This window comes from Cupriavidus sp. SK-3 (genome assembly GCF_000611145.1).
Lineage (GTDB): Bacteria > Pseudomonadota > Gammaproteobacteria > Burkholderiales > Burkholderiaceae > Cupriavidus.
Map to the genome: position 1 here is coordinate 1 of NZ_JFJV02000061.1, position 11,803 is coordinate 11,803.

At 61.0% G+C, this 11,803-nt stretch carries 10 protein-coding genes and 4 pseudogenes; 5 read left to right on the forward strand and 9 right to left on the reverse strand.

All coding sequences use genetic code 11. From position 1 onward, the window contains the following. Both CF70_RS34535 and CF70_RS06905 read left to right on the forward strand, forming a co-directional pair. Positions 1–272 (forward strand): annotated as a pseudogene (locus CF70_RS34535) (transposase); the annotation flags it as partial. A 65-nt stretch (positions 273–337) separates the two neighbouring features. Further along, positions 338–1,045, forward strand: a pseudogene (locus tag CF70_RS06905) (type II restriction endonuclease); the annotation flags it as partial. 253 nt (positions 1,046–1,298) lie between these two features. On the opposite strand, the gene CF70_RS06910 reads toward CF70_RS06905, so the two are convergent. From CF70_RS06910 to CF70_RS06950, 9 genes and pseudogenes are all read right to left on the reverse strand, one after another. Then, positions 1,299–1,577, reverse strand: a complete 279-nt coding sequence (locus CF70_RS06910) for a hypothetical protein (RefSeq protein WP_035862372.1) — start codon at positions 1,575–1,577, stop codon at positions 1,299–1,301. 332 nt (positions 1,578–1,909) lie between these two features. Continuing rightward, a complete protein-coding gene (locus CF70_RS06915; protein ID WP_051648103.1) occupies positions 1,910–2,185 on the reverse strand; it encodes a hypothetical protein in 276 nt (91 codons plus the stop codon). Beyond that, positions 2,182–3,015: an ExeA family protein gene (locus CF70_RS06920; RefSeq protein ID WP_035862375.1), complete on the reverse strand. Its 834-nt coding sequence runs from the start codon at positions 3,013–3,015 to the stop codon at positions 2,182–2,184. Before CF70_RS06920 ends, CF70_RS06915 begins: the two co-directional genes overlap by 4 nt. After that, positions 3,012–4,445 carry a DDE-type integrase/transposase/recombinase gene (locus CF70_RS06925; protein WP_035862377.1) on the reverse strand — a complete coding sequence of 478 codons (1,434 nt, stop codon included), beginning with the start codon at positions 4,443–4,445 and terminating at the stop codon, positions 3,012–3,014. The genes CF70_RS06920 and CF70_RS06925 overlap by 4 nt, the downstream gene beginning before the upstream one ends. Before the next feature lie 85 nt (positions 4,446–4,530). Further along, positions 4,531–5,106 carry a transposase gene (locus CF70_RS06930; RefSeq protein WP_235184921.1) on the reverse strand — a complete coding sequence of 192 codons (576 nt, stop codon included), beginning with the start codon at positions 5,104–5,106 and terminating at the stop codon, positions 4,531–4,533. Positions 5,107–5,636: 530 nt separating this feature from the next. Next, a complete protein-coding gene (locus tag CF70_RS37470) occupies positions 5,637–5,993 on the reverse strand; it encodes a CzcE family metal-binding protein (RefSeq protein WP_349675099.1) in 357 nt (118 codons plus the stop codon). 79 nt (positions 5,994–6,072) lie between these two features. Beyond that, positions 6,073–6,690 (reverse strand): annotated as a pseudogene (locus CF70_RS06940) (transposase); the annotation flags it as partial. Positions 6,691–6,914: 224 nt separating this feature from the next. Beyond that, the gene (ltrA, locus tag CF70_RS06945) at positions 6,915–8,219 is read right to left on the reverse strand and encodes a group II intron reverse transcriptase/maturase (protein ID WP_035862382.1); all 1,305 of its coding nucleotides are present in this window, start codon (positions 8,217–8,219) and stop codon (positions 6,915–6,917) included. A gap of 553 nt (positions 8,220–8,772) precedes the next feature. Then, a pseudogene (locus tag CF70_RS06950) lies at positions 8,773–10,005 on the reverse strand (reverse transcriptase domain-containing protein); the annotation flags it as partial. Positions 10,006–10,019: 14 nt separating this feature from the next. Here CF70_RS06950 and CF70_RS06955 point away from each other — a divergent pair. The 3 genes from CF70_RS06955 to CF70_RS06965 all read left to right on the forward strand — a co-directional run. Then, a complete protein-coding gene (locus tag CF70_RS06955) occupies positions 10,020–10,328 on the forward strand; it encodes a DUF5372 family protein (RefSeq protein WP_035862384.1) in 309 nt (102 codons plus the stop codon). A gap of 52 nt (positions 10,329–10,380) precedes the next feature. After that, positions 10,381–10,713 carry a DUF6788 family protein gene (locus CF70_RS06960; RefSeq protein ID WP_035862386.1) on the forward strand — a complete coding sequence of 111 codons (333 nt, stop codon included), beginning with the start codon at positions 10,381–10,383 and terminating at the stop codon, positions 10,711–10,713. Positions 10,714–10,849: 136 nt separating this feature from the next. Then, positions 10,850–11,803, forward strand: a 954-nt coding sequence (locus CF70_RS06965; RefSeq protein WP_035862389.1) for a recombinase family protein, incomplete at its 3' end; no start/stop codon positions are given.

Genomic DNA, 11,803 nt, shown 5'->3' on the forward strand with positions numbered 1-11,803 from the left:
GGCAGATCTGCAGGCGATTTGGATGGCAGCCCACCAGGGCCGATGCCTATGCCGCCTTCGATCGCTTTGTAACGATCTACGGCGCCAAGTATCCCAAGGCCACCGGCGTGCTCACCAAAGATCGAGACAGCCTGCTGACGTTCTACGACTTCCCGGCCTAGCACTGGCAGCACATCCGCACGACGAACGCGATTGAGTCGACCTTCGCGACCGTGCGTCACCGCACGACGCGCACGCGCAATTGTGTGTCACGAGCGACCTTCCTTGGCCTGGCCTTAACTCGCCGCCTGACAACCGGCCACGATCAGCCCTCGTACACCAGATTTGACAATACCTCATGAATCAGCGCTATCGCGACCTCTTGTCCAATGACCTCGGCGCGGTGGCTGGATTACTGTTTGATGTCGGTATGGGACGCTACCCGACACCGCCTCGGGAGGGAGACCCTGCCGATGTCGCAGCCTGGGAACAGGATTTGGCAAAGGTTCGTGAAGAGGCGTCGGCGCTTGCCAAACAACTGCAAGTCGGTCGCTCCGAGGACGCGACACATACTGAGGTGCAGGGCTGGTTGCGCGACCTGGGTAAGGCGCTGGGCTTCGCCGTTTGGATTGCCACCAACGACAAGAGCCGCGCGTACAACGGGGGAACCTTAGGCGAGGGATGCCTCACCTCGCTGCCGACTTCGCTGCTCGTCGCAGGCGGTGACACTGTGCCGCTTATCGATGTTGTCTGGCTGAATGCTGGCACGCTCGAGGTCGAGGCGGCTTTCGAGGTCGAGCACACGACCTCCATATACTCGGGTATCGTCCGCCTCCTGGACTTGGCATTGGGTTCCGACCAATCCGCCAGGAAGCATCTCTTCCTGGTCGCACCCGACAACCGCGAAGCGGACGTCCGTGCCCAGCTAACGCGGCCAGCATTCAGCCGGGTTTCCGAACTAGGTATCCGCTACGTGCCCTACACCAGCCTCCAGGAGCATCGGGAGAGCATTGCTCGCTTTGGTGTTGGTATCAAACCAATGGAAGCGATAGCGAAGCTGCTTTGATAAGACTCAAGCTTGCTTGGCTACGTCGGTCTGGTGCTGACCGCCGCAGTAGGGTTCGCAGTCCCGCGGTCTAGTGGGTGCCGCAAACGACTGCAATGTGACCAGAGCCAACAAAACGGCAGCCAAGAATTGAATTCTGCTCATAGCAATCCCCCTCAACAAGACGGCGGGCCTTCAAGCCCATTGAAGGTCCGCCGCGTCGCAAGTTCCCAGACGCGCCGCTCACGTGGCGGCTGCGTCATCAATTACGGGCTTAGTTTCCGCCATCCGTGAACGGGTCGCGGGTCCCCATTGCATGACCACCGTCGGTGAACGGGTCACGCGTCCCCATCGCATGACCACCGTCGGTGAACGGGTCACGCGTCCCCATCGCATGACCACCGTCGGTGAACGGGTCACGCGTCCCCATCGCATGACCACCGTCGGTGAACGGGTCACGCGGCGATGTAATGCCTGCGCTTGCCATTCCAGCAAAGGCACCAAGTGCAGCGAACGTGGCGACCGAGAGCACTACCTTCTTCAACGTCTTCATTTTGGTTCTCCTGTTTAATGAGCGACTTCTTAAGCCTTTGAAGGTAGTGTAGAGAGAGGACGCCCGCATAAGCGTGACGCCAACATTACGATGCCGTCATAAAGCGCGCCAGCAGAACTCCGACTCTTAAGGCGCCTATCAACAAAGTGTGCGTGAGCACGAGATTTGATGGATGCGCAAGCGCGGTAAATGATGGTCTGCTGCGGTACCGTCCATCGCCAATGTTGCCGGTCGTCTGGCGATGCTGATGGACGTGGCGATCAAGTGTGGCTCCAGATGTGGAGCCGCAGTGCTGATGGAACAAGGGGCCCGGCGGGCCCCTTGTGGTCGGATCAGAAGTCGTTGCCGGCGAGATCGTCGTCAGGTCCATCCGGATGCTCCTGTCGATCTTCGGCCAGCCACTCGGCTAAAGCCAATTGATAGTGAGCAAGTAGACGGTCGCGCAGATCGTCGAGTAGTTCGATCACGGCCCAGGCCTGTGCGGGCGTCCAGTTGGCATCGATGAGCAGGGGCAGTCCCTGGGTGATGCCGGATGGCTGGTGGAAGGTCATGGTGGTGTCGTAGTTGTGCAGATGGACGTGGCGGCGATGGCGGACGGCGCCACTCATCGCTTGGCGCGCCGGCTTTGGGAGGCGGTGTAAATTTCCAGGTAGAGCTTCTCATCGATCTGTGGCAGCTCCCGCTGCGCGGCCTGGGCCAGGAGCTCACCCGCCAGGTTCATCAGGATGCGGTAATTGCCAGCGGCGTGTTCACACAAGGTCTGGCGCAATGGCACGGTCATCAGGCTGGCATTGCCTGCGGCGGCCAGTAGGTGGTCCAGGCAGGCTTGCAGCTCTTCGATGCTTGCGCTCTCCAGCGTCAGGCGGCAGCGGATGCGGCTGCCCAGCGGGATCAGGTCCTCTCGGCTGAACTTCTCCGGCAGGCGGGCGTCGCCGGCTAGCACCACGCACAGCAGTAGTTGCGAGTCGAAGCGTGCCTGCGCGAGCAGGCGCAGCTCCGAGAGGGCCGGTACAGCCATCTCCTGGGCTTCGTCGATGAGAAGCACGCAGCGGCGGCGGCTGGTCTCCATGTGGGCGAGCCAGCGCTCGCGCAGCGCCTTGAAGCCGCCCCAGCGGTTGTGGGGCTTGAGCGGTACGGTAAAGATGTCGCTGAGTTCGCGGTAGAAGTCCGCAAGATTGCTCTGCGGGTGAGCGATCGAGCCGACCATCAGCTCAGGAACACGCATCAGGCGCTGATGGAGCAGGCGCAGCGTGACGCTCTTGCCGCAGCCGGGGTCGCCATGCACCATGGCGAAGCCGCCTTCGCGGGCCAGACCGTTCTCGACGCGCCAACAGAAGTGATCGAGCTTGGGCGGCACGAACACGGCCTCGACAGGAATGTCCTGGGCGAAGGGGTTGAACTTCAGGCCGTACAAGGCCAGCAGGTTGGGCTGATTCATAGCTTGGTGGGTGCGGCGGGTGGGAGATAGGCCGGCGGCAGGCCGGTGGCGGCGTGCTCGGCGAGCAACTGGCGCAACAGCGGCGCGGTGCCGGTCGTAGCGGGTTCGTTGCTGGCGGTCGCGGCCTGAAGCTGCGCACGCCGGCCATCCGCTCGGGCGGACTTGTCCAGCGGGAACACGGCGGCCAGGACCGCCCCGGTGCGCCCATCGACCAAGTCGACCTGGGAGAGGTCCCAGCGCGCGTAGCTCAGGCAAACTTGCTCGAGATGACGGTAAGCGCCGGGGACCTCGAAGCGCACGCCGTCCAGCGTGAAGGTGCCGTCGGTTCTGCGCTGGCGGCGATGCTGACGGATCCGGAAGGCCCGGCGCAAGGCCAGCGCCTGGGGACTGGGGCGCGAGACGTCGGCGCAGGACAGGTAGCGCTGCAGGGGCGTCGCCTCGAGTTCGGCGTGTTCCTTGTGGTGGTATTCCTGCTCGACCCAGGCCTGCGTGGCGAGATTCAACTGCTCCAGCGTCAGGTTGGGCTCGCCCTCAAGCATGGCCATCAGCCGGGATTCGAGCTGCCCCCAGAAGCGCTCCTGCTTGGCATTTTGATATGGGCTGTACGGCAAGGTAGTCTGGTGCAGAATGCCCAGGCTCGCCAGGCCATCGACGAACTCGTCAGCGATCATGGCCGCGCCGTTGTCGGTCATGATCGCTCGCGGCAGGCCCCGCTTCATGATGGCCTGCGAGACGCCATGTACCAGCGAGGCAGTGGTCTCGTCGAGGAACCATTGCAGGTGGCAGACCAGCCGCGAATGGTCATCCATGATGCAAAGCAACAGCGGCTTGTGCCACTGCCCGTCGGGGGTGAGCACCTTGCGTGAGCCATGGTGGAAGTCCAGGTGCCAGAGCGCGGCCACGTGGTCGACCTCGTAGCTGCGCACCTCGCGTGCCTCGCGCCGAACCGCAGCGGCAATGGCACCATCGGTGCTCGAACGCGGGGTCGGTTTGCGCACCAGACCCTGGGCCTTCAGGTACCGGCACACCGTAGTGTAGGACGGCAATGTGTCCGGGCCGCCCTTGGTCGCGACGCGCAGGTTGTCGTAGTGCAACTGCATGGTCCAGCCGGGATGCTGCCGGTACTGCTCCACCAGTGCCTCGATGATGGTCGGGCTCAGGCTGACGAAGTGGCCGCAATCGTCGCGCAGGCGGTTCTTGAGCTGATCGACCGGGTCCTGAACATGACGGGCTCGGTAGTACCAGCGTTCGATGGTGGACGCACCGAACTGAACGTCAGCGCCAGTGATCGGATGGCGCCAGACCTTGGCGGCCAGGGTCTGGAACGCCCGCTGCAATTCCCCTTTGGCAGGCGGCGAAGCCAACAAAGGGCCGATGACCGAGAAGCGCAGGCGCGCCCATCGGTTGCGATGATCGATCGATAGTGACATGACTCTCCCGTTGGGGGTGGATAACGGGAGCAGGCTACGGGCAGGTCGAGTGACTCGCCATCGACAAGTTCTGCGGGAGATTCTCCTATCTGGCGCATCCCTCAGCCAGCGTGGTCAGGCCCGGGCCCAGCAGCAGGCGCAATACCGCGGCCAGGCGCTTCTCCTCGCTGTCGCGCTGGACCGACTGCAGCAGGCAGTCGGGATAGATGAGCGGCTCGGGCGTTGGCGGTATGAGACCACGCAGCCACCGGCCGGTGGGGGTGTTGGGGAAGGTCTCGGTCCACCACTGACGCCAACGCTTGAGCGTGGCCCAGCCAATCGCCGGCAGGCCGTCCAGGCAGGCGCCATGGGTACCGCTCGATCGCAGCACCAAGGTAATGGCCAGCCAGACGCGCCGGCCGAGGAAGCGCACCGAACTGGGCGCGGTGCGCCTGCGGCATTCGGCACAGCACAAGCTCAGGCGCGTCTCGCAGTCCGGCCGTGCCGCCGGCGGACATCCGCGCGGCTTGCGCGGATAGTTGGCGCTGTGCAGTGCAGAGCCGCAATGGCAGCAGCCCCTGTCCCGTGCCACCTTCATCAAGTCTTCGTCGATCCGGCGCAACAGGGCAAAGAACGCTGGCGTTTGTAGCAAGGCATGGCACACTGCTGAGGTCTCCTTCATTGCTCGACACAATAAAGGCGACATCTTCCCTCAGGCGCGTGCGTGCACGCTCCCTGAGGGAACCTCTCCCGCATCCATCACCGTTCTTGCTCAAATCCCCGCGTTTTCGGCATCACGAAAGCTGCTTATGCACACAAAGTAGGCGGTAGCGCGTCGCTTATAGGCATCGGCGAAGATGGCAAGGGCCAGCGTACTAGCCAATCGGCCGTCGCTGCCGCTGCCGCTGCGTCCAGGTCAACGAACAAGGCCCCGCCGTTGATTATAAAAACGTAATGATTGCGCAATCGATTTGTAATATTGGGAGCCTTCCGTTCACTATTTTCCGATGACGCCGCAACGTGCTCTAAACAAATATCGGAATCTCGCCGGTAGGTGTACCGATAGGGGGCATTTGGCCTCTTAAGCTCGGGCTGTGTCCGGGGGCGGGCAAAGAAAGAGCGCCCCCGCAGCCTAGGAGCCTTGCGGGGGCGGGGAAGGGCTGGTCCCAGGGAGGTTGGTACCAGCTATCGCATGCTCAACTGATTGCTTGCTTAACTGCCAGTAAGGAACGAACTCCGTCCAATATACACCCACGTGTCCTTAGCTTCCGGGACGTCTGGGAATATGGTGCTCATCCGCGCCGAAGTGCCATGAATGGATTCTAGGAATGTCCAAGCCACCGTCTTGCTACCAGTCTGGAACGCAACAGTCTCACCCGAGTTCACGTTCACGTATTTCATACCTGGAGTCAGGCTAATGGTCCGACTAGCGGTCGAGACGGGTGCAGGGCTTCCGAAGAGAGTGGCTCTTTGCATCGGCGCCATCGACGTGCATGCCGAGGCGAGGGCGAGCAATGAGAGCGCGAGCGTACGGAGGAGAGCTAGCTTGGTATTCATGATTAGCTCCATCTGGGGATTCGCGAATGCGCCCCCTATATAACAAGTCTAGGGAGCCAACGGCGTTTGTCAACGTACTTGTCGCGTCACCTCACGCAACCTGCTTTAGTTCTGCTGGCTCAATCCGTTCCGGATTGAGCCAGACTTTGTCGGCCAAGCTCCAGTTCCGTGTCGACCCTGACCAACGCTCGGGCGTTCTGGCCTTAGCCTCTGCATAGACCGCTTCTCGTTGAGCCAGCACCGCTGCGGATATACCGCTATGGCGCTGCGCCGGTGTCACGAATTTCAGCCCACTATGCTTGTGCTCGTGGTTGTACCAGCGCACGAATCGCTGCGTCCATGCGCGTGCCTCGTCCACGCTGCCGAATGCCTGGCGCGGGTAGTCCGGCCGATATTTGCAGGTCCGGAACAGCGACTCGGCGTAGGGGTTGTCATTGCTCACGCGCGGCCGGCTGAACGAAGCGACCACCCCTAGGTTCTCCAGGGTGGCCAGCATCGTCGCGCCCTTCATTGGACTGCCGTTATCCGAGTGCAGAACCAGAGGACGTCCAGCCAGACCTTCGGCCAAACTGGATCGCCGCATGAGCAACGCCGCCAATTCCGCCGATTCCGCCCGATGCACTTCGTGACCGACGATCTTGCGGCTGAACACGTCCAGCATCATGTACCAGTAGTAATACTGGCCCTTGATTTCCGCTGGCAGTAGAGTAAGAGACAGGGCGTAGTCGGACTATTTCCCTGCCTCTCCTCTCCGGTAGGGTCGAGAACTGGCGCGCGCACCCTCAGGTGCCGGTGGTGATTCCACCGCTTTCGCGATGGCCCGCAATCCGGCGACCATAGTCACGTTTCCAGCTCCCGCCACGTCAAACGCAGCATGCGGTTTTCCCGCACTACGCTTTCCTGTTTGCTTCATGTCAAGGTATATGGGACCTATCATGCCGGGGCCGCTTTCGTCGATGGTCGACGACGAACCCGATAGCCGTTGAACAGCTTCAGTTCGTCATAGAGCCATCGCCTACTCCACGTCTTCCAGCCGAAGCCTCGACGATTCCGGGAGCGCCCCAGATGGCGCCTGACCTTCTTTTCCACCCAGTCCTGGATGAAGCTGAAGCACTCACTGGAGTGTCCAACAGCGAAGTAGTTCACCCAGCCACGTAACACCGGATTTATCAGTTGCACCACCCGATCCACCGGCTGCGACTGGTATCGCCTGAACACCTCCTTGAGTTTGCGCAGCAACGCCGTGCGTTTCTTCAACTTGGGCGTATAGTGCGCTCGCCACACCTGTCTCTTTATGCTGCGCAATCGACGGAAGTCGAATCCCAGAAAGCCAAAGCTCTCACCGCAGTCCAAATCCACCGTGCGACTCTTCTCTTCATTGACCTCGACCTGTAACTTGGCAAACTCTTCCCGAAGCCGTCGGCTTACCGCCCCCAGCAGCCATGCATGGCGCGGATGGGCGTCGATTAGCACGACCAGGTCATCAGCGAAACGGACATACTCGACGTAGGTGTACTTCCCATTGCGCGTGGTGTCCTTCGCCCGCTCAAGCATTCGGTCGACCTCAGTGAGGTAGATATTGCTGAGCAGAGGCGAGATCACCCCACCCTGTGGTACGCCTTCTTTGCCCGATGACGTCAGCATTAGCTTCAGCAAACGCATGACCGCGTTGTCATTGACTCGGCGAGCCACCTTGTCGAGCAGCAGATGATGCCGCACGGTGTCAAAGTAGGCGCGCAGATCCAAGTCTATAACGCGGGTCTTACACTGAACAATCGCCGTCGCCACCCGATGCACCGCTTCATGCGCGGTCCGCTTCGGACGATAGCCGTATGACCCCGGTTGGAAGTCTGCTTCGAAGATCGGTTCCAGAATGAGCTTGAGCGCGCCTTGCACCACGCGGTCGCGGATCGATGGGATCGACAGGACACGGACCTTGCCCCCGTCCTTCGGTATCTCCTGCCGCCGCGCCCGTAGCGGTACGTAGGTGCGCTCGATCAGTTCGCCCTGTATCTGCTCGAGGAAGGACTCCACGCCTTGCGCCTCGATGGCCTCGAACGTCACTCCGTCGATACCCGGTGCGCCGTTGTTCTTTCTGGCCAGCGAATACGCTTCGCGCAGCGTCTCCATCTTGCAGACATGGACGTACAACCCCCAGAAACGCCAGGACGGTTCAGCCTTCGCCTTGACGTATATTCCCCGCCTCAGGTCCTGCAAACTACTGGACGCCTTTGTCATCTCGTCCTTGCCTCCCATGTTGTCGAGGACATTACAAACAGCAGGGCCCCTTCGCTCCACCGGCGTTACCCGGCTTCACAGCTACTACGGACCCATCCGCCACCCTCTCGCCTTCGACCCACTTCCCGGGTTCGCCGGTTATAGGGCCTACCTTGCTCCGGCGATTTCGCGCCGGGGCGAGGAGGGCTTCTCCAGTTGCTCAGCATGTCCTTGTCATCGTGCCGTCGCTTCCACCCCGCCGAAGTGAGATAGCCGTGTCGGTCAGCTTTCGGCTACCCATCTTGCCTTCGCCCTCACGGTTGCGGGCTCGGCCCTCGGATCTCTTCACTTTCGAGGCCACATCCACGTTCATTTTCATTACGGCCCAATGACTCGCGCGTCCCCCAAGGAGACGGTCGTCGATAGGCTTCAGAGTCTTGGTTTCCCGCCACCCTGCTATCCAAGCTACGGGGCGTCTGACTCTTACCCCGGCAGGTCTATCTCCTGCTGAACATGCCAGCCTTTGCTGGACACACAACCGGACTTGCGCCTCTCAACGCATCCGGCTCTCCGTTCAAGTGTTGCTCATAGCAAAGGCGACATCGGGGTAGCGCGACTCGATGGTACGGCGTGTCTCACCGCGCAGGATGTACGGATTTTCCATCAGGGTGCGCCAGGTAAAACGACCTTTGCGACTGGTAACCAGACGCCGAAGCGCCACCGCTCCATACCATCCCCGACTATTCAGGCCCTCCAACACCCATGTTTTCGCCTGTCCCGGCGCTGGCGCCAGAACATGGTCGCGCATCAGCGAGCGGAACCCCCGCCTATATTTGCGCGCAAGCCAGTACCCGAACTTCCAGAAGACAGATCGGTCCAGCTTTTTGAACATGGTGGCTGTGTAGTCGGTGTATTGATAGAAGGCAGCCCAGCCAACGATCTGCCGATTCAGGCTTTCCATCAGGTCCATCCGGTTCATGCCGTAGTTGCCCGACAGTTGCTTGACGAGCCTCCCGGCAAAGCCGCGATACTTCTCCCACGGTATGGTCGTCACAGGCCTCATGCTGCCGCGTGGCCCACGCTTGCGAATGATCCGGTGGCCGAGGAAGACAAAGCCGTCGTTCACATGCGTGATATGGGTTTTCTCCATATTCAGCGTGAGTTTCAACTCGCCTTCAAGGAACCCACGACATGCTTCGCGTACTGCCTCGGCATGTTCGCGTGTGCCCTTTACCACAATCACAAAGTCGTCCGCGTATCGACAGTAGGCCACTGCTGGCTTCCACTGCCGGCTTTCTCGAACAGCAATGGGTCGCTGTTTAAGAATTGCGAAGTTCCACGCCCACCGATCCTTCCGCACTTTCTTGTTCAGGTAGTTCCGTTCCATCCACGCATCGAACTCATGCAACATGATGTTGGATAAGAGAGGCGAGATGACACCGCCCTGAGGAACGCCTTCGCTTGCAGCACGAAACAGCTCGCGATCAACACAACCTGCCTTGATGAACTTCCAGAGCAGGGCAAGAAAGCGCTGATCGGCAATCCGCTTGCGAATCCCCTTCATAAGCAGCCGATGATGAACCGTATCAAAGTAGCTGGCGAGGTCGCCCTCGATAACCCAACGTCCCGCAGTACTTTGTTCACCGCTGTCTTGTAGCTGGAGCTTCACCGCGCGAATCGCGTGATGTACGCTACGGGCAGGCCTAAAGCCATATGAAGCCGGGTGGAAATCGCTCTCCCATATCGGCTCCATCGCCATCAACATTGCCCGTTGCACGATCCGATCCCGCAGGCTCGGGACGGTCAGCGCGAACTACACAAGTGCTCAACGAGCATTTGGGATGGGCTGAGATCCGCCATCCGTTTCATCCGCTCCGGGGCCAACGCTTTCCGGTCCTGAAGACGCGCCGCGTGGCGGGCGCCGACACACTGCTGCTGGGTCATGTAGAGCGCGGCAGCTTCAGCATTGCCCGCGATTGGACCGACTGGGGCGCGCCTATCGTCGAAGACGATCGCGAGGTCCCTGCGTGTCGCTTCGATCTGGGCATGCTCCTGGAGCTGATTGCGCTGATCGACCAGCTTGCCGCTTCGTCCTCCAAGAAGTCATCCAAAGGATCCAAAGGAGCTTGATCAATGCATCACGTTCACCTACTATCAGACCAGTTTTTAACGTGGTCCGCCAATGCAAGATATTCCGTCGTCCACTCTACGCAAACGCCGCGCGCAATTGCTCAAGCAAATGCCGGCATTGGACACGCTCTTGCGAGGCTCGCTCATCGAACGCTACAAGCGCTGCGGCAAGCCTGGCTGCAAGTGCGCCGACGGCCCCGGTCATGGCCCCAAGTACTACTTATCGGTGAGTTTCCCCGGGCGCCGACCGCAAATGGACTACGTGCCACAGGCCGATTACGCCGAAGTCTCCGAACACTTGACGAACTATCACCGGGTCCGCGAGATCATCGAGGAGATCTGCGAGATCAATCGCGAACTACTACGCCGCCGCGAGGCGCTCTGAGGGGCGTCGGTGAGCCAGGCACCGCTGTCGCTCACCATCTCCATCGATCCGCAATCAGCCGGCGTACTCATCGCCAACATGCTCGAGGCTTGGCTCACCGCCGAGTCCGCGCTGGAACCGAGTGAGGAGGCCGTCGATGAACACCAAGATCACCCCGCAACATCACAGCAAGCCGGCGTACATCTATATCCGCCAGTCGACGCTGGCTCAGGTACGGCATCATCAGGAGAGTACCGAGCGCCAGTATGCGTTGCGCGACAAAGCGCTGGCACTGGGTTGGCCGGACACATCGATCCGGATCCTGGACCGGGACCTCGGTCAGTCGGGCGCCCAGATGACCGGCCGCCAGGACTTCAAGACGCTGGTGGCGGATGTCTCGATGGGGCAAGTGGGCGCCGTGTTTGCGCTGGAAGTCTCGCGCCTGGCGCGCTCGAATCTGGACTGGCATCGCCTGCTCGAGTTGTGTGCACTCACCCATACGCTCGTCATCGACGCCGATGGCTGCTACGATCCGGGCGACTTCAACGACGGTCTGCTGCTCGGTCTCAAAGGCACAATGGCACAGGCCGAACTTCACTTTTTGCGCGGGCGCCTCCAAGGCGGCAAGCTCAATAAGGCGCAGAAGGGTGAGTTGCGCTTTCCGCTGCCAGTTGGCTTGTGCTATGACGATGAGGGTCGCATCGTCCTCGATCCCGATGACGAGGTTCGCGGCGCCGTGCAACTGGTATTTCGTCTATTTGAAGAGACCGGCAGCGCATACGCAGTCGTCAAGCGCTTTGCCGAAGATGGGCTGCGCTTTCCTAAGCGCGCATACGGCGGTGCCTGGGCAGGTCGACTCATCTGGGGGAGCCTGAGACACGAGCGCGTGCTCGGTTTGATCCGCAATCCCTCGTACGCGGGCATCTATGTCTTCGGCCGTTACCAGTATCGCCGACGCATCACGCCACAGGGAGAGGTCCATCAGCGCGTGCAGCCGGTACCCAAGGCGGACTGGCGCGTCCATCTGCCCGACCATCACGAAGGCTATATCACGCCGGAGGACTTCGAGCGCAATCAGGCGGTAAGCGCCCAGCGAACACGCCTTGATTGG